This is a genomic window from Microbacterium sp. STRO-1N (assembly GCF_057748015.1).
On sequence record NZ_CM173234.1, the window covers coordinates 1,036,810 to 1,054,397 of the forward strand.

General features: G+C 67.2%; 17 protein-coding genes. 14 read left to right on the forward strand and 3 right to left on the reverse strand.

All coding sequences use genetic code 11. The features are described 5' to 3' along the window. Positions 1-18: 18 nt before the first annotated feature. A complete protein-coding gene (locus tag AC3ANJ_RS04835) occupies positions 19-759 on the reverse strand; it encodes a hypothetical protein (RefSeq protein ID WP_488318478.1) in 741 nt (246 codons plus the stop codon). A gap of 336 nt (positions 760-1,095) precedes the next feature. Between AC3ANJ_RS04835 and AC3ANJ_RS04840 the strand changes: the two genes are divergently transcribed. Beyond that, positions 1,096-2,457 carry an MFS transporter gene (locus tag AC3ANJ_RS04840; protein WP_406246421.1) on the forward strand — a complete coding sequence of 454 codons (1,362 nt, stop codon included), beginning with the start codon at positions 1,096-1,098 and terminating at the stop codon, positions 2,455-2,457. 68 nt (positions 2,458-2,525) lie between these two features. Here the strand turns inward: AC3ANJ_RS04840 and AC3ANJ_RS04845 are convergent, their stop codons facing one another. After that, the gene (locus AC3ANJ_RS04845; protein ID WP_488318479.1) at positions 2,526-3,497 is read right to left on the reverse strand and encodes a LacI family DNA-binding transcriptional regulator; all 972 of its coding nucleotides are present in this window, start codon (positions 3,495-3,497) and stop codon (positions 2,526-2,528) included. Between the two features lie 229 nt (positions 3,498-3,726). Here AC3ANJ_RS04845 and AC3ANJ_RS04850 point away from each other — a divergent pair, with 229 nt between their 5' ends. The 10 genes from AC3ANJ_RS04850 to AC3ANJ_RS04895 are packed head-to-tail and all read left to right on the forward strand — an operon-like array spanning position 3,727 to position 12,780. Beyond that, positions 3,727-4,497 carry a LamB/YcsF family protein gene (locus AC3ANJ_RS04850; RefSeq protein WP_488318480.1) on the forward strand — a complete coding sequence of 257 codons (771 nt, stop codon included), beginning with the start codon at positions 3,727-3,729 and terminating at the stop codon, positions 4,495-4,497. An 8-nt stretch (positions 4,498-4,505) separates the two neighbouring features. Further along, positions 4,506-5,216 carry a 5-oxoprolinase subunit B family protein gene (locus AC3ANJ_RS04855; RefSeq protein WP_488318481.1) on the forward strand — a complete coding sequence of 237 codons (711 nt, stop codon included), beginning with the start codon at positions 4,506-4,508 and terminating at the stop codon, positions 5,214-5,216. Next, positions 5,213-6,211, forward strand: a complete 999-nt coding sequence (locus AC3ANJ_RS04860; RefSeq protein WP_488318482.1) for a 5-oxoprolinase subunit C family protein — start codon at positions 5,213-5,215, stop codon at positions 6,209-6,211. Before AC3ANJ_RS04855 ends, AC3ANJ_RS04860 begins: the two co-directional genes overlap by 4 nt. Continuing rightward, positions 6,208-6,969, forward strand: coding sequence for an SDR family oxidoreductase (locus AC3ANJ_RS04865; RefSeq protein ID WP_488318483.1), 762 nt, complete (start codon positions 6,208-6,210; stop codon positions 6,967-6,969). The genes AC3ANJ_RS04860 and AC3ANJ_RS04865 overlap by 4 nt, the downstream gene beginning before the upstream one ends. Positions 6,970-6,979: 10 nt before the next feature. Then, positions 6,980-7,666 carry a 4-carboxy-4-hydroxy-2-oxoadipate aldolase/oxaloacetate decarboxylase gene (locus tag AC3ANJ_RS04870; protein ID WP_488318484.1) on the forward strand — a complete coding sequence of 229 codons (687 nt, stop codon included), beginning with the start codon at positions 6,980-6,982 and terminating at the stop codon, positions 7,664-7,666. Further along, positions 7,663-8,886: an aspartate transaminase gene (locus tag AC3ANJ_RS04875; RefSeq protein WP_488318485.1), complete on the forward strand. Its 1,224-nt coding sequence runs from the start codon at positions 7,663-7,665 to the stop codon at positions 8,884-8,886. Before AC3ANJ_RS04870 ends, AC3ANJ_RS04875 begins: the two co-directional genes overlap by 4 nt. After that, positions 8,883-9,938 carry a D-2-hydroxyacid dehydrogenase gene (locus AC3ANJ_RS04880; RefSeq protein WP_488318486.1) on the forward strand — a complete coding sequence of 352 codons (1,056 nt, stop codon included), beginning with the start codon at positions 8,883-8,885 and terminating at the stop codon, positions 9,936-9,938. Before AC3ANJ_RS04875 ends, AC3ANJ_RS04880 begins: the two co-directional genes overlap by 4 nt. Positions 9,939-9,958: 20 nt before the next feature. After that, positions 9,959-10,726: a glucose 1-dehydrogenase gene (locus AC3ANJ_RS04885; RefSeq protein WP_488318487.1), complete on the forward strand. Its 768-nt coding sequence runs from the start codon at positions 9,959-9,961 to the stop codon at positions 10,724-10,726. Further along, the gene (locus AC3ANJ_RS04890; RefSeq protein ID WP_488318488.1) at positions 10,726-11,760 is read left to right on the forward strand and encodes an L-idonate 5-dehydrogenase; all 1,035 of its coding nucleotides are present in this window, start codon (positions 10,726-10,728) and stop codon (positions 11,758-11,760) included. Before AC3ANJ_RS04885 ends, AC3ANJ_RS04890 begins: the two co-directional genes overlap by 1 nt. 45 nt (positions 11,761-11,805) lie before the next feature. Next, complete coding sequence (locus tag AC3ANJ_RS04895; RefSeq protein WP_488318489.1) at positions 11,806-12,780, forward strand: NAD-dependent epimerase/dehydratase family protein; 975 nt, start codon at positions 11,806-11,808, stop codon at positions 12,778-12,780. A 28-nt stretch (positions 12,781-12,808) separates the two neighbouring features. On the opposite strand, the gene AC3ANJ_RS04900 is transcribed toward AC3ANJ_RS04895, so the two are convergent. Further along, positions 12,809-13,675 carry an alpha/beta fold hydrolase gene (locus AC3ANJ_RS04900; protein ID WP_488318490.1) on the reverse strand — a complete coding sequence of 289 codons (867 nt, stop codon included), beginning with the start codon at positions 13,673-13,675 and terminating at the stop codon, positions 12,809-12,811. Positions 13,676-13,918: 243 nt separating this feature from the next. Here AC3ANJ_RS04900 and AC3ANJ_RS04905 point away from each other — a divergent pair, with 243 nt between their 5' ends. The 3 genes from AC3ANJ_RS04905 to AC3ANJ_RS04915 are packed head-to-tail and all read left to right on the forward strand — an operon-like array spanning position 13,919 to position 17,588. Next, positions 13,919-15,586, forward strand: a complete 1,668-nt coding sequence (locus tag AC3ANJ_RS04905; RefSeq protein WP_488318491.1) for an ABC transporter substrate-binding protein — start codon at positions 13,919-13,921, stop codon at positions 15,584-15,586. Between the two features lie 59 nt (positions 15,587-15,645). Next, positions 15,646-16,674 carry an ABC transporter permease gene (locus AC3ANJ_RS04910; protein WP_488318492.1) on the forward strand — a complete coding sequence of 343 codons (1,029 nt, stop codon included), beginning with the start codon at positions 15,646-15,648 and terminating at the stop codon, positions 16,672-16,674. Between the two features lie 2 nt (positions 16,675-16,676). Next, positions 16,677-17,588, forward strand: a complete 912-nt coding sequence (locus tag AC3ANJ_RS04915) for a carbohydrate ABC transporter permease (protein ID WP_488319230.1) — start codon at positions 16,677-16,679, stop codon at positions 17,586-17,588.

The window sequence follows — 17,588 nt, forward strand, 5'->3', positions numbered from 1 at the left end:
CGTTGGCGGGGTCGCCGCTCACCCCGCAGCCGCCGCGTTCGTGATCGGCGGGTGCGCCCCGGCATCCTGCGGGTCGAACTCGGCACCTCCGAGCATGAAGATCCCGCGCTGGGGCATCCAGAAGTCGCCCAGCCGAGTCTGCTCGCGAAGCGGCGCCACCGGACCGAGATCCTCCCCGTGCAGGGAGGCGGAGGACTCCCCGACGGCCCACAGGCGCGCCACTCTCGCCCTGAACCGCTGGTGATTGGGCGTGCGACCGGTCATGCCTATGCGCCCCGCACGCAGTGAGGGGCCTGCGATGCCTCCCAGCGCCGAGAGGAACAGGCCGCTGTGCCAGAAGCCGTCGGGAAGGGCGCCCGCCATGCCTGACATCATGCGGGTCATGCCGGTCTCCGTCAGGATGACGTCCCACCGCAGGTCGATGTCATCCGCAATGCGCACCGTGAAGGCGAGGTCGCCGGTCCAGTCCACTGTGATCGCTTGGACGGACGTGGATGTCAGGGCACTGCCGAAGTACCGAGGGCAGGACAGCTGCGGGTCGATCGTCGTGTAGATCGTCCATGCGCCGGCGGGCGTGCGCGACCATACCGAGGTGTAGCCGGGCCCGACGGAGGTCACTGGAAAGCGGCGGAGACCCAGGACATGGCCGGATGCGAACGGCAGACTCATCAGGGCATAGCCGGAGAACCTCTCCGACGCGCCCGGAAGGAGGTCGTCGTGGCTTTCGGCGACGGCTGCGAGGTCGCGGGCGCTGGGCATGATGCCTCCGCTGCTGACGCTACTCCGGAACGGGGGCGGGGGACAGGGGATGTGGCGATGAACGGATCGAGTCCGCGTATCGGTCCAGATTTGGCAAAGTGCATGGCACGAATCTGAACGAGCCATCTCCAGAGCCCCGGATTCTCTGTGAAACCAGACCGAAACATGGCACGGAAGTGGCACAGTGCTTGCCGCATCCACGAGCCCGTTCATACAGTTCGAGCAGGCGAGCGACGACCCGCCACCACCCGTTCGGATCAACGGCCGCTGTCCGTCAGGCCGTGACCCACCCACCCGGCAACCTGGCGGCCCCCGAAACCCGCCAATGGAGGCGACATGACGAATACCGCAACCCACAAGAAGACCCCCGCGAAAGCGGCGATCGCTTCCTGGGTCGGCACGACGCTGGAGTACTACGACTTCGCCGTGTACGGCACGGCCGCTGCTCTGGTGTTCAACGTCCTCTTCTTCCCCGAGGAACTCCCGGCCGGCATCAAGGTCCTGCTCAGCATGGCCACATTCGCCATCGGGTTCGTGGTCCGTCCGCTCGGTGCCTTCATCCTCGGCCCACTGGGCGACCGGTTCGGCCGGAAGTTCGTGATGATGATCACGCTCTTCGGCATCGGTGCCTGTACCTTCCTGATCGGCTGCCTGCCGACGTACGACCAGGTCGGCATCCTCGCGCCGATCCTGCTGGTTGTCATCCGCATCCTTCAGGGACTCTCGGTGTCGGGCGAGCAGGCCAGCGCGATCACCATGACTCTCGAGCACGCCCCGGACAATCGCCGGTCGTTCGCGACGAGCTTCGTGACGAGCGGCTCGGCCTCGGGCGGGCTGCTCGCGACCGCTGTCTTCATCCCGTTCGCCGCACTCCCGCAAGAGGTGCTGCTGGGTTGGGCGTGGCGGGTCCCGTTCTGGCTCTCCGCGGTGGTCGTGGTCGTCGCGTACATCATCCGACGCACGCTGGAGGAGCCGCCGGCGTTCCTCGAGACCCAGGCGATCAAGGTGAGTCTGTCGCCGCTCAAGCAGGCCACACGATTCCACTGGGTGACGATCACCCGCATCGCCGCCTGCGCGATGATCGCCGGTGTCAGCTACCTGTTCGCGTCGTTCTCCATCTCGTTCGCGACCGTCGGATACGGGTTGGACCAGGCGACGATGCTGTGGGTCCCGGTCTGCGCCAGTTTCCTGGCCATCCTCTACACGCCGCTGGGCGGTGTCCTGGCGGACAGGATCGGCCGTCGGACCGTGTTCATCATCGGCGCGGTTGGAGCAGGGCTCACGACGGTTCCATATCTGTGGGCGATCACGCAGGGCAACTGGCCGCTGATCTTCGTGCTCGGAATCCTCTGCAACGGATTCTTCTACTCGACCGCGAACGCGGCCTGGCCGGCGTTCTTCGCGGAGATGTTCCCGAGCCGGGTGCGCGTCTCCGGCCTCGCGACGGGTACCCAGATCGGATTCGCCATCGCCGGTGCCATCGGTCCGGTGGCGTCGACGGCGCTCGCCGGAGCCGACCTCACGAACTGGGTGGGCCCGGCCGCGCTCGCCATCGGGCTGATGCTGATCGCCACGATCTCGGCGCTGACCGCCAAGGAGACTCGTCGTTACACGCTCGATGAGATCGACGACGTGCAGCAGACCCAGCTCGAGAAGGACACGGTCACGGCAGCGATCGTGCTTCCTGCCGCACGTTGAGATCCGCGCACACCGCCCCGGGCCGTCCCTCCGACGGTCCGGGGCGCTGTGCGCATCCGCCGACGGGGTCAGCCCTGCAGGGGGCCCGTCGACGCACGCACCGTGAGATGCGCCGAGATGTGATCGATCCGATCGGAGCGGTCCCTGGTCGAGAACCGCCCGATGAGCATGTCGACAGCAGCCCGTCCGGCGCTCTCACCCGGTGAGGTGACGGTGGTCAGCGGCGGGTGGGAGAACGACGAGCCGAAGATGTCGTCGCACCCGACGACGCTGAGATCGCCGGGGACGGACACTCCCAGCTGGCGGAACCGATCCAGCGCGCCGATGGCGAGCACATCGTTGAAGAAGATGCATGCTGTCGCCCGCGTCAGCACAACGGCATCCGCCGCGGCCGCACCGTTCGGGAGCGTCGGCTGATACCTGCCGACGGTGACGAGTTCGACATCCAGCGCCGCTGCCGCGTCGGCGATGGCCTCGAAGCGCACGTGATCCGTCCACGATCCGTGCGGCCCTCGGACATACGCGATCCGCGTGTGTCCGAGGGACTGCAGATACTGGAGCGCCTGCGCGAGTCCCCCTGGGGTATCGATGACCACACCGGACAAGCCGGGTGCCTCCCTGTTGATGAGGACGGTCGGAGCGATCTGAGCGACCGATCTCAGCGTCTCGTCATCGACTCGCGGGGACGAAACGACGATCCCATCGACGGTCCTCGCCATCTCACGCAGCCACTGCTCCTCCATCGGCAGCGACTCCTCGGTGCTCACCATGAGGTGCAGATAGCTCGCCGCGCGGATCTGCGCCTGCGCTCCGCGCGTCACATCGAGATTGAACGGATTCGTGAGATTGGGCAGCACCAGCGCGATCGTTCCGCGTGCCAGCCGGTCGTCGCGTGCGGGGAGGAGAGCTGACGTGTACCCCAACTCCTGAGCCTTGCTCGTGATCTTCTGGTACATCCCCGGGCTGACGCGGTTCGGGTTGGAGAGCGCCCGGGACACCGTGGACGGCGCGACGCCGCACGCCTCGGCGATTTCCGTCAACGTGACGCGCCGTTGGACCCTTCGTGCCGGGATCACCATGCGAAACCTTCCTGGTCAGGGAGAGAATGACACAAGCTTGGCACAGAACATGCCATCCGGGAGAAGCATATCCGCATGATTCAGGGAGCAAAACGTCTCGCTCGGCACAGAAATGGCAGGATCTCGAACCGCTCGATGCCAGCGCTCTAGCCTGATGAGGACAGCGCAGGAACTCGGAGCGGAGGTGGCCATGAGCCGGAAGATCGACCTGGTCGCGGATCTCGGTGAGGGATTCGGGCCGTGGCGCATGGGGGACGACACCGCCCTTCTGAACGTCCTCACCTCGGCGAACATCGCGTGCGGATTCCACGCCGGCGACCCGCGGATCATGGATCAGACCGTGCGGGCGTGCGTGCAGCGCGGCGTCGGTATCGGAGCCCATCCGTCGTTCCCCGACCTCCAGGGATTCGGACGCCGCGACATGGGGCTGACGGCCGAAGAAGTGCGGGCCGACGTGCTCTATCAGTTCGGCGCGCTGCAGTCGATCGCCGCCTTCCACGATGCTGCGGTCACGCACATCGCGCCGCATGGGCGCCTCGGAAATCTCGTCGCGGTCCGCGAGGACTACGCGGATGCCGTCGCGACCGCCGCGCGCCGGATCAACTCCGACCTCATCGTGCTGGCTCAGGATGGAAAGCTCGCTGACGCGGCTCGTGCGGCCGGACTGCGCGTCGGCATCGTCGGCATCGCCGACCGAGCGTACGAGGATGACGGCGCGCTGGTGAGCCGGAGCGAGCCGGACGCCGTGATCCACGACCCGGACGAGATCGAGCGGCGGACCGTACGCATGGTCGTCGACGGCGTGATCGAAAGCCGCAACGGTGTGCTGATCCCGGTCGCGTGCGACACGGTCCTGGTCCACGGCGACACCGAGGGAGCGGTCGTGCTCGCGAAGCGGATCCGGGCGGGGCTCGAGTCCGCCGGTGTGAGCATCGCACCGCTCGCGGACTGGCTGGAGTAGGGCTCATCATGGCTGAAGCCCCCGTCATCATCTCCGCCAGCGGCGACACCGCGCTGCGCGTCGCCAGCACCATGGCGGACCGCGAGGCCGGCTGGCGGCTGGTTCATCACCTCGCCCGGTACGTGGAATCGGCCGCCGTGCCCGGCGTCGAGTGCGTCATTCCGACGTATGACGCCGCCCTGATCGAGATCGACCCGCTCGACGTCTCGCTCGATCGACTTCGCGAGTTCCTGACGCACGTCGCGGCGGGGATCGACTTCGAGCGGCCGCTCAGCGAGAACCCGCGCACCTTCGATGTTCCCGTCCTCTACGACGAAGAAGGCGAGCTCGACCTCGCGGACGTCGCACAGGCGCAGGGCATCGAGATCTCCGACGTGATCCGTCTGCACAGCGAGCCGACCTATGTCGTCCGGTGTCTCGGCGCGCCCGGCGGATCGCCCATGCTCGACGGGCCGCCGTTCCCCGAGCCGGTGCCGCGTCTGTCGAGCCCTCGTGCCCATGTGCCGCAGGGCGTCGTGTCGGTCGCCGGGCGTCAGGCCACGATCACCCCCGCAGCGGCGCCCGGCGGATGGGCACTGATCGGACGAACCCCGCTGACTGTCCTGGACCTGGATGCCGAACGGTTCGTCCCCTATGAGCCCGGCGACCTCATCCGATTCCGCCCCATCGGGCGAGACGAGTACGACGCCCTGCAGGGCACCAGGATGAGTGCGCTGTGAACGCAGGACAGCTGACCGTCATCGAGGCGGGATCCACGCAGCTCACCGATCTCGGGCGTCGGCGAGGTCCGAGCTACGGTGTGCCGGTGAACGGCGCGCTCGATCAACGAGCCGCTCGCATCGCGAACATCCTCGTCGGCAACGCCGAATCGGCACCATTGCTGGAGGTCACCGCGCTGGATCTCGAGTTCGTCGCCGACGTCGATATCCTCATCGCGGTGTCCGGTGCACACGCATTCGTCACAGTGGGCGGCGTCGCACGGGAGCGCAATCAGCCCGTCTCGGTGCGTGCGGGAGAGCCCGTGGCCGTGCGCGGCATCCAGGGAGGCCTGCGCTCCTACGTCGCCGTGCGCGGCTCGTTCGACGTGCCGCTTCTGCTCGGCAGCTGCGCACCCGATTCTGTGCTGGGCTTCGGCGGACGGCTCATCGTCGGGGCCAGGATCCCCGTGCAGTGCGAGACGGCCCCGATCATCAACGACCACTTCAGCGCGGAGCTGTACCGCCTGGCCGTCCCGACCGCACCGGTGGGCTTCGTCGTCGATGTCACCGACGGCCCGGATGTCGAGGACTTCGCGGATACCGCCGAGCGGATCTTCGAGCAGCCGTACCTGGTCGGCGCGGCCAGCAACCACATCGGTCTGCGCATGACCGGCCCGCTTCCCGTGCGTCGGTCGCACGAGGAGGTGCTCTCGCGCGGTGTGCCGGTCGGAGCGGTCGAGGTGCCGCCGGGAGATGAACTGCTCGTGCTGCACCGCGGGCGCGGTGTGACGGCCGGCTACCCGGTGCTGGCGGTCGTCACCTCGTATTCGCTCGATGTCCTCGCCCAGATCCGTCCCGGTCAGCAGCTCCGCTTCCGCCGGGTGACGGCCGCTACCGCCGCCGCACGGGTGCGTTCCGATCGTGCTGCTCTCGATGCCCTTCGCCTTCGCACCGACAGCGTCTTCACGGCGCTGGAGGCACTCTCAGATCCATCCTCCGAAAGGACCGTTCCATGACCTTCTCCGACTATCGGGTCGCCGTCGTCACCGGCGCGACGAGCGGCGTCGGCCGCGGCGCCGTCGATCTCTTCCTCGCGAAGGGCCTCACCGTGCACGCCATCGCGCGCGACGAGGCGCGCCTGGCGGCGCTCGCCGAGAAGGGCGTCATCACGCATGCCCTCGACGTGCGCGACACCGATGCGCTCACCCGCGCGCTGGACAGCGTCGAGGCCGATGTCGTGCTCAACAGCGCCGGAGTCAGCCGCGCCGGCAACATCCTGGACTCGACGGCCGATGACATCGACGACATGATCGAGGTCAACCTCGGCGCCGTCATGCACATCCTGCGACTGCTGTACCCGGGCATGGTGGAGCGCGACCGCGGGCACGTGCTCAACATCTCTTCGATCGCCGGGCACTACAACTTCTTCGGCCACACCGGGTATCACGCGACGAAGGCCGCAGTGCACCAGCTCTCCCGCCAGCTCCGCAACGACGCCCTCGGCAAGCGCGTGCGCGTCACAGAACTCAGCCCAGGACGGATCGAGACAGAGATCTTCTCGCGCAACCTCGGAGGCACGCCGGAGACGGATGCCGAGGCGTGGGCGACCTATTACGAGGGCTACGAGTCCCTGACCGTGGACGACCTCATCGCCGCCATCGACTACGCGGTCGACGCGCCAGCGCACGTCAACGTCGGCCTCATCGAGCTCATGCCCACATTCCAGGTGCCCGGCGGCCTCACGTTCGACCGCCGCCGGCCGGAAGCCGAGTAAGGACATCATCATGGTTCACGTCACAACGAAGATCGAGCGGGCCGCGGCATCCGACGTCGCGCGCATCGGAGATTTCACCGCTGCCACCATCCACGAGGCGCAGGGGCGCCGCGGCGCCATCGCGTCGAACATCAAGCCGATCGACCCGGAGACCTCGTTCGTCGGCTCCGCGTTCACGGTCGTCTGCGCGCCGCGCGACAACCTCATGCTCCAGGTCGCGATCCACTACGCGCAGCCTGGTGACGTGCTCATCGTGTCGGCCGGCGAGTTCACCGAAGCGGGCATGTTCGGCGACGTGCTCGGCAACGCCTGCAAGGCGAAGGGCATCGCGGCGCTGGTGACGGATGCCGGCGTGCGCGACACACGAGAGCTGCGCGAGCTCGGGCTGCCGGTGTTCTCCGGGAGCGTGTCGATCAAGGGCACGGTGAAGGAGACGCTCGGAGCGCTGAACCAGCCCGTGGTGTTCGGCGGAGAACTCATCCGCCCCGGTGACATCGTCAAAGGCGATGCGGACGGCGTCGTCGTGGTCCGTCGCGAGGAAGCGCGCGAGGTCGCCGGACTCTCCGCAGCCCGTGATGCGCATGAGGCGGAGCTCATCGAGAAGTACTGGGCGGGGGGCACGACGATCGAGCTGTGCAATCTGACCGAGGTGCTCAAGGCCAAAGGGCTGACCACCGACATCGAGGATGCCTCATGATCGGCATCCTGTCCTCATCGTTCCACGCGGCCGACAGGCTGGGGCGCATCAACCCGTCGCCGAGCACCGCGGCTGCCGCACGCGTGCGCGAGCTCAAGGCGGCGGGTCGCCGGATCCTCGATCTCACCGTCGGGGAGCCCGACTTCGACACTCCCGAGCACATCAAGCAGGCTGCCATCGCCGCGATCGAGGCGGGGGAGACCAAGTACACCCCCGTCAACGGCACCCCGCAACTGCGCCAGGCGATCCGCGCGTCATTGCGCCGCACGCACGGCATCGAGTACTCGGATGCCGAGCTCACCGTCGGCGGTGGCGGCAAGCAGGTCATCTTCCTCGCGCTGATGGCCACGGTGGATGCCGGCGACGAGGTCCTGATCCCCGCGCCCTACTGGGTGTCGTACCCGGACATGGTGCGCGCGAACGACGGCACGCCGGTCATCGTGCCGACCTCTCCCGAGGACGGGTACAAGCTCACGCCCCAAGGCCTCGAGGCCGCGATCGGCGAGCGCACGACATGGCTGATCCTGAACAGCCCCGGCAACCCGAGTGGTGCCGTCTACACCGCGGACGAGCTCGCGGCGCTCGCCGAGGTGCTGCGGCGTCACCCCGCGGTCTCGGTTCTCTCCGACGAGATCTACAGCGAGATCTCGTTCACGGGTTCTCCGGCGCCGAGCCTCGCGGCTGTCGCCCCCGATCTCCGCCATCGCGTCCTCGTCGTCACGGGGGTGTCGAAGTCCTACGCCATGACCGGCTGGCGCCTCGGATATGCAGCAGGCGACCCCGCGCTCATCGGGGCGATCAACACCCTTCAGTCGCAGACATCGTCCTGCCCCTCTTCGATCAGCCAGGCCGCTGCCGCGGCCGCGCTGGCCGGCCCGCAGGATTTCATCGCGGAATCGGTCCCGGTGTACCAGGCGCGTCGGGATGCCGCGGTCGCCGGCCTGCGATCGATCGACGGTCTGGTCCCTGCCGTGCCGGACGGAGCCTTCTACCTGTACGTGGACTGCTCCGGGCTCATCGGCAAGCGCACGACAGAAGGAACCGTGCTGGCGAACGACCAGGACGTGACGCTGCATCTGTTGGATGAAGCCGGCGTCGCCGTGATCCAGGGGTCGGCATACGGTCAGTCCCCGTGTTTCCGGATATCGTTCGCGACGGACCTCGGCACCATCACGGACGCGGTCGATGCGATCTCCGAAGCCGTCGGAGCGCTGCGGTGAGCGCCTCGGCACGCCTGCGCGTGGCCGTCGCCGCCCCGCTCGCCCCCGAACTGTGCGAACTGCTGGTGGCACTCGAGCCGCGCATCGAACTGCTCGTCGATCAGGAGCTCCTGCCGCCGATGCGGCATCCGGCGGACTTCGCGGGTGACCCCTCGTTCGCGCGGACCCCGCGGCAGCAGAACGCCTACGAGGCGATGCTCGAGAACGCGGACGCCCTCTACGGCATCCCGGATGTGGATCCGGTCGCCCTCGCACGCACGGTCCGCACCAATCCGCGGCTGCGCTGGGTGCACACGATGGCGGCCGGCGGTGGCGGACAGGTGCGAGCCGCGGCGCTCAGCGATGCGGAGCTCGACAGGGTGGTCTTCACCACGTCAGCGGGTGTGCACGGCGAAGCGCTCGCCGAGTTCGCCGTGTTCGGTGTGTTCGCCGGTGCGAAGCACCTCCCGCGCCTCAGGGAACAGCAGCGCAACCGCGAGTGGAGCGGCCGCTGGATGATGTCGCAGCTCTCGGCGCAGACCGTCCTGGTGCTCGGGCTCGGCGGCATCGGCGCATCGGTCGCGGCGAAGCTGTCGGCGCTCGGGGCGACCGTCATCGGGACCTCGCGCTCCGGTGCGACCGCACCGGGTGTCAGCCGAACGGTGCACCCGGACGAGGTGGCAGAGGTGCTTGCGCACGTCGATGCCGTCGTCACGACCCTGCCGGGGACCGACGCCACCCATCACCTGATCGGCCGCGACTTCCTGGCGGCGCTGCGACCGGGGGCGACGATCGTCAACGTCGGTCGCGGCACGGTCGTCGACGAGGCTGCTCTGCTCGACGCGCTCGATCGCGGTATCGTCGGATTCGCCGCTCTCGACGTGTTCGAGGTCGAGCCGTTGCCGGAGGAGAGCCCGCTCTGGGAGCATCCGCGCGTTCTGATCAGCCCGCACACCGCGGCGCTCACGGATCTCGAGGATCGCCGCATCGCCGAGCTCTTCGCCGAGAACGCCACCCGGTTCCTGGACGGCGCTCCCTTGCGGAACGTCGTCGACACCGTCGAGTTCTATTGACCAGCGCAGAGGATGAGAACATGACCAACCCCTTCGATCTCACCGGGCGACGCGCGCTGGTGACCGGCTCCAGCCGCGGCATCGGCCTGGCGATCGCGCGGTCCCTGCTCGACAGCGGAGCGCACGTCGTCGTCCACGGCCGAGGTGCGGATTCCGCGGGCGCGGCAGCCGCCGCACTCGCGCAGGAGTACGGCACGGATGCCGTCTCGTCGGCTGCCTTCGACGTCACGGACGAGGATGCCGTCGCCCACGGCATCCAGCAGCTCGAAGAGGTCGGCGCGCTCGACATCCTCGTGAACAACGCCGGTGTGCAGCACAGGGAGCCGATGCTCGATATCAGCCTCGAGAACTGGGATCGTGTTCTGCGCACCAACCTCACGAGCGCGTTCCTCGTCGGGCGGGAAGCCGCGCGCGCGATGATTCCGCGGGGTCACGGCGCGATCGTGAACATCTGCTCGGTGCAGACCGATCTCGCCCGTCCGACGATCGGCGCGTACACGGCCGCGAAGGGCGGGCTGCGCAACCTCACCAAGGCGATGACGGCGGAATGGGCACCGCACGGAGTCCGGGTCAACGGCGTCGCCCCCGGTTACATCCGCACCGAACTGACGCAGACGCTCGTCGACGATCCGGCTTTCAACTCCTGGGTGCTCGGTCGTACACCGGCCGGGCGCTGGGGAGAACCGGAGGACATCGGCGGTGCGGTGGTCTGGCTCTCCTCGGATGCCGCACGCTTCGTCACCGGGCAGGTCGTCTTCATCGACGGCGGAATGACGGCGGTGGTGTGATGACTGACGACAACCACGCGATCGTCATCCATCAGGCAGGGGACCTTCGCATCGATGAGGTCCCGTCCCCGGTTCCGGCGCCGGATGAGGCCGTGATCGACGTCGTGTACGGCGGCATCTGCGGTTCTGATCTGCACTACTGGCGCCACGGCGCAGCGGGGGAGTCGATCCTCAGAGCGCCGATGGTCCTCGGGCACGAGGTGGTCGGCGTCGTCCGCGCAGCGGCACCCGACGGGAGCGGCCCCTGGGTCGGAGCGCGGGTGGCCGTGCATCCGGCGACACCTGCGAAGGAGTATCTGCGTCATCCCGCGGACCGGCCGAACCTCTCGGGAGGCGGGTATCTCGGTTCGGCTGCGCGGTTCCCGCACCGCGACGGCGCGTTCGCTCAGCGCGTCGCACTGCCCACCCGGATGCTGCGGGTGCTCCCGGACGAGATCGATCTGCGGGAGGCGGCCCTCATCGAGCCGGCCAGCGTGGCCTGGCACGCCGTCTCACGGATCGGCGACGTCACCGGTCTGTCCGCACTCGTGGTCGGGTGCGGCCCGATCGGGCTCCTCACGATCGCCGTGCTCAAGGCGCGAGGCGCGAGCCAGGTCACGGCGGTCGACCTGCACGACCGACCGCTCGAGGTCGCCAAGGAAGTCGGTGCGGATCGGGTGCTCAAGCAGCCCGACGACGCCGACGTCGCAGCGATCGACGCGGATGTCGTGATCGAGTCGTCAGGTCATCACAGCGGACTCGACATCGCGATCCGCGGCGCGACGCGGGGTGGTGCGATCGCCATGGTCGGCCTGCTGCCGAGCGGCCCGCAGCCGGTGCAGATCTCGCTGGCGATCGCCAGGGAGCTCGATCTGCTCGGGTCCTTCCGCTTCAACGACGAGATCGACGAGGTGATCCGCGCGCTCGCCGACGGGGCGCTCGCGGTCTCTCCCGTGGTCAGTCACGTCGAGTCGTGGCGATCGGCGGAAGGAGCATTCGCGATCGCCGCGGATCCGACAGTCTCCAGCAAGGTGCTGCTGGACTTCCGGCAGTGACCGCGGGAAGCCTCGGGGCCCTCGCCGCTCGGTAGAGTTCTGAGCATGTCTGCGACAAAGGTGTTGTTCATCGGCGGAACCGGAATCATCTCCTCGGCGGCGAGTGCGCTTGCGGCGGAGCGGGGCATGGAGGTGACGCTGCTGAACCGCGGGCAGTCGCGCCGCACGCCGGCAGACGGCATCGAAGTGCTCACGGCTGACATCTCGGATGCCGCGGCCGTCGACGATGCCCTCGCCGGACGCGAGTTCGACGTCGTCGCCGACATGATCGCGTTCACGCCGGAACAGGTGCAACGCGACATCGACCGCTTCGAAGGCCGCACAGGGCAGTACGTCTTCATCAGCTCGGCGTCGGCGTACCAGAAGCCGGTCTCGCGACTCCCGATCACCGAGTCGACGCCGCTGCGCAACCCGTTCTGGCAGTACTCGCGCGACAAGATCGCGTGCGAGGATCTGCTGTCGGCGGCGTACCGGGAGCGCGGTTTCCCCGTGACCGTGCTGCGCCCGTCCCACACCTACGACAAGTGGACGATCCCGGCCTTCGGCGGTTGGACGGCGATCGATCGCATCCGCAGGGGGAACGAGATCATCGTCCACGGCGATGGCACCTCCCTGTGGACGCTGACGCACTCGCGCGACTTCGCCGTCGGCTTCGTCGGCCTGCTGGGCAACCCTCTCGCCTACGGCGACACGTTCCAGATCACGAGCGACTTCGTCTACACATGGAACGACATCTACTCGATCCTCGGCCGAGCGGCCGGTGCCGAACCTCGGATCCGCTACGCCACCAGCGCCGCGATCGAGCAGGCCGCGTCCGAGCGCGCCGGTCAGCTCACCGGTGACATGGCGCACTCGGTCGTGTTCGACAACTCGAAGATCCGCAGTGTCGTGCCCGACTTCCGCCCGACGATCGCGTTGCATCATTCGGCGCGGGAGATCATCGATTGGCACGACGCGCATCCCGAACTGCAGCGGGTCGATCCGGGGATGGACGCCCTGTTCGAGCGGTTGCTCGCATAGCAGCCGGGCTTTCGACGGCGCCGCCTGCTCAGGCCGTTCTCCCACTCCGCTCGATGAAGTCCAGCATCAGCGGCGCCGCCACGGCCGAATGCGTCTCGAGCAGCAGGTGCCCGGCATCGAGGATGTGGGCCTCCATTCTCGGCAGGTCCTGCATCCACGACACCGTTTCGGCGAGGTCGAAGTACGCATCGTGCCGACCCCAGATCAGCAGACCGGGTGGTTGCCACTGCGCGAGATACCCGGTGATATCGTCCCGTCGCGCCATGTAGGTCCCGTAGTCGGTGACCAGGGCGCGCTGAGTCGCCATCCGGCCCGGCAGGTTCATCACCCGCCAGTCCTCCTCCCAGCGCTCGGCCGGGATGGACGCGGTCACGTCCGAGGGGACGCCCGCCAGGTACTGGTCGCGTGTGCCCTCGAACGTGAGATGGGCCATCGCTGCCGCTTCGTTCTCCGGATTCGGTGCCGCCCAGTAGTCCAGCGTCTGCTCCCAGCCGGCGTGGATCCCGCTCTCATGGACGTTGGCATTCTGGATGATCAGTCCCCGCACTCGCTCCGGTGCGGCCATGGCGATGTGGAACACGACCGGGGCGCCGAAGTCGTGGACGTAGAGATGGAGCCGTCCGATCTCCAGTCGATCGAGCAGTTCGGAGATCGCCCTTCCGAAGGCGGTGAAGCCCGGGTCGGGCAGTGGATCGGACTCGCCGAAACCCGGCAGATCCGGCGCGATCACATACGCGGCGGGTGCCAGTGCGCTGGCGACGTCCTCGAACATGCGCGCCGAGTTCGGGACCCCGTGCAACAGCAGAAGCGTCGGCCGGGACGGGTCCCCGGCGGTGAGGACTGACAGTTCACCGCCGTTGGAGAGGCGGATCCGTTCTCGCGTGATGGGGCTCATTGCTCGTCTTCCTCTCGTCGCGCAGTCGAGCGTTCGTGAGGTCATCGGCGATGATACGCGCCGGTGAACGGCACAGGTAGAGGGGCGATATCTCGCGCACGCCACCCTCTTCTTAATTGTCGCTCTTGACAACTTATTATCCCCGCGCCTACGCTTCAGAAAGTCTCGATTGCAGTCCCGAAACTTTCAGTCGGATCGAGCGACACAGCCAACATCTCGAAGAGGAGAATCATGGTTCATTCCATGCGTAGGACAGGGTGGGTCCGAACGGCGGCGGCGGCGGGGGCGGTAGCAGCGCTTCTCGCGACCAGCGCGTGCACATCCGACAGTGGTGATGCTTCGACCGAGGTCGACCTCGAGGCGCAGTCGGTCGGCGCGATGGAGGACTTCGCCGCGGATGAGCAGTTCAAGGCCACCGAGCCGATCGACGTCTCGATGCTCTGGACCGACTGGCCCGAGGTGCCCGTCACCGATGACTGGCAGATCTTCGACGAGATCGAGGAGCGCACGGGCGTCTCGATCGACCTGACCCACATCCCGTTCAGCGACGCGACCGAGAAGCGCAGCTTGCTCATCTCGGCCGGTGACGCGCCGACCGTCATCCCCCTCGTCTACACGGGGGAGGAGGCGCCGTTCGTCTCGTCCGGCGCTGTGCTGCCGATGAGCGACTACGTCGAGTACATGCCGAACTTCCAGAAGTACGTCGAGGAGTGGGACCTCGGCGACATGATGGAGCGCCTCAAGCAGGCCGACGGCAAGTACTACATGCTCCCGGGCCTCCAGGAGGTCTCGGTCCCGACCTTCTCGCTCATCATCCGCAAAGACATCTTCGATGAGGTCGGCGCCCCGGAGCCCGACACCTGGGAGCATCTGCGCGAAGGCCTCGAACTGATCAAGGCGAAATACCCGGACTCGAAGCCGCTGGCCGACGGGTTCGAGGGCCAGTCCATGCTCAACTACGCGGCTCACGCGTTCGGCACGCAGGCCGGATGGGGCTTCGGCGAGGGCACGATCTGGAACGAGGAGAAGGGCGAACTCGAGTACGCGGGAACCAACGAGGGCTACCGCGACATGGTCGAGTTCTTCCACGGTCTCGTCGAGGACGGTCTGCTCGACACCGAGTCGTTCACGGCATCCGATGCCGGTGGCGGAGCGGCGAACGTGTCGGAGAAGATCGCGAACAACCAGGTGTTCGCGGCATCCGGAGCGAGCGGCACGGTCAACGAGTTCGCGACGGCGCTGGATGCGACGGCTGGAGCGGGCAACTACGAGCTCGTCCAGATCGCGCCCCCCGGTGGTGAGGCCGGCATGATCGTCGAGCCCCGCAACTTCTGGAACGGCTTCATGCTGAGCTCCGACATCGCGGATTCACCGAACTTCCTCGCGACGCTGCAGTTCCTCGACTGGCTGTACTACAACCCCGACGCCAACGAGATGATCCGCTGGGGCGTCGAGGGCGAGACGTATGAGAAGGCCGAGGACGGCACGATCACTCTGAACCCGGAGTTCTCGCTCGACGCCTTCAACATCAACCGCGGCGCGGCGACGGACATCAAGACCGACCTCGGATGGTCCAACGATGTGCTGGCCGGCTCGACCGAATCGCGCGCGCTGAAGGAGTCCTACAACTCGCCGCAGTTCGTCGACTACGTCGACACGGTGCTCGAGTCCCGCACGCCGCGCGACCCCAGCCCGCCGGCTCCGCTCGACGAGGCCGAGCTCGAGCAGGCATCGCTGATGTCGACCCCGCTGTCGGATTCCGTACGCACCGCGACTCTGCAGTTCATCCTCGGTGACCGCGACCTCTCGGAGTGGGACGCCTATGTCGCGGAGATCGAAGCTGCCGGAGTGCAGAGCTACCTCGATCTCATCAACGGCGCCCGCGAACGGTTCGCGGAGGAGAACGGCTGAGACGCTCCGGGGCCGCCGACCGCGCGTCGGCGGCCCCGGGCCCGTCGAGGACGACGACCATGACTTCAACGACGACCGACGCTGCTGCTCCAGCGCAGCCGCGGAATGATCCGCCACCGGGTGCGACCACCACCCGCGTCATCACGACCGCAGGAAAACCGTCGCGGCGCTCGCGCCGGCAGGCCCGCACGCCGTGGCGGAAGGCGCTGCGCCGCGACTGGCAGCTCTACGCGCTGGCACTGCTGCCGGTGATCTTCCTGCTGATCTTCCGCTACATCCCGATGCTCGGAAACGTCATCGCGTTCCGGAAGTTCCGCCCCGGCGGCAGCATCTTCGGCGAGGAATGGGTGGGCCTGCGCTACGTCCAGATGTTCATCAACGACCCCGCGTTCTGGCACGTGTTCTGGAACACCGTCATCCTCGGCGGACTGACGCTGCTCGTGACCTTCCCCCTGCCGATCCTCCTCGCCCTGCTGCTCAACGAGGTGCGCAAGCGCTCGTTCAAGCGCATCGTGCAGTCGATCTCCTATCTGCCGCACTTCCTGTCCGTCGTGATCGTCGTCGGCATGGTGATGCAGCTTCTGTCGCTGCAGGGCACGGTCAATCAGGTCATCGAGGCGATGGGCGGGGAGGCTATCCCGTTCCTGCAGCGGCCGGAATGGTTCCGCGCGATCTACGTCGGATCCGAGGTCTGGCAGACCGTCGGCTGGGGGACGATCCTCTACCTCGCGGCGCTCACGACGATCGACGAGTCGCTCTACGAAGCCGCTCGCATCGACGGCGCGAATCGTCTGCAGCAGACCTGGCACGTGACTCTTCCCGGCATCCGACCCACCATGATCACGCTGCTGATCCTCAACATCGGCGCGTTCCTCAACGTCGGATTCGAGAAGGTGCTGCTCCTTTACAACCCGCTGACGTACGAGACGGCGGATGTCATCTCGACCTACCTCTACCGGGTCGGCCTCGTATCGAACAACCTCAGTTACGCCGCCGCGATCGGACTCTTCCAGGCCCTCATCGGCCTCGTGATGGTCCTCGGCGCGAACTTTCTGTCCAAGAAGATGGTGGGAACGAGCCTGTGGTGACCATGACAGAGCGGATGCCGACGCCGCCCAGAACCGTCGGTGTGAGGGACTCGGTCGGGTACCGCGCCTTCACGATCATCAACACGGCGCTGCTCGTGCTGGTGTGCGTCGCGATGCTCTACCCGTTCGTCACGGTGCTCGCCCAGTCGTTCAGCTCGGCCGGGGCGATCAAAGCGGGCCAGGTGAGCTTCTGGCCGGTCGAGTTCAACGTCGACACCTACGCCGCCGTGATGGGCAACGGCATGTTCTGGCGCAACTACGGCAACACCGTGCTGTACACCGTCGTCGGCACCGCCATCGCGATGACGCTCACCACGACCTACGCGTACGTGCTGTCCAAGCATCACCTCCGCGGGCGGGGAGTGCTCATCGGCGTCGCCGTGTTCACGATGTTCTTCAACGGCGGACTCGTACCGAACTACGTGCTCATCTCCTCGCTGGGCATGAAGAACACCATGTGGGCGATCGTGCTGCCCGGTGCGATCTCGGTGTTCAACCTGCTCGTGATGAAGTCGTTCTTCGAGAACCTTCCGCACGAGCTCGAGGAGGCCGCGCAGATCGACGGCCTCGGCTGGTTCGGGATCTTCACCCGGATCGTGCTGCCGCTGTCGAAGGCGGTGATCGCGACGATGATCCTCTTCTACTCGGTGGCGTACTGGAACGACTGGTTCGGAGCGTTCCTGTATCTCGACAAGAACGAACTGTTCCCGGTGACGCTGTTCCTGCGCAACATCATCGCTGGGGCGTCGACGACGGCGACCGAGAGCGCGGCAGCGGGCGGAAGCGCCGCCGATCTGAACCCGAACATCCAGTCGGTGACGATGATCCTCACGGTGATCCCGATCCTGTGCATCTACCCGTTCGTGCAGCGCTTCTTCGTCTCGGGCGTCATGCTCGGCTCAGTGAAGGGCTGA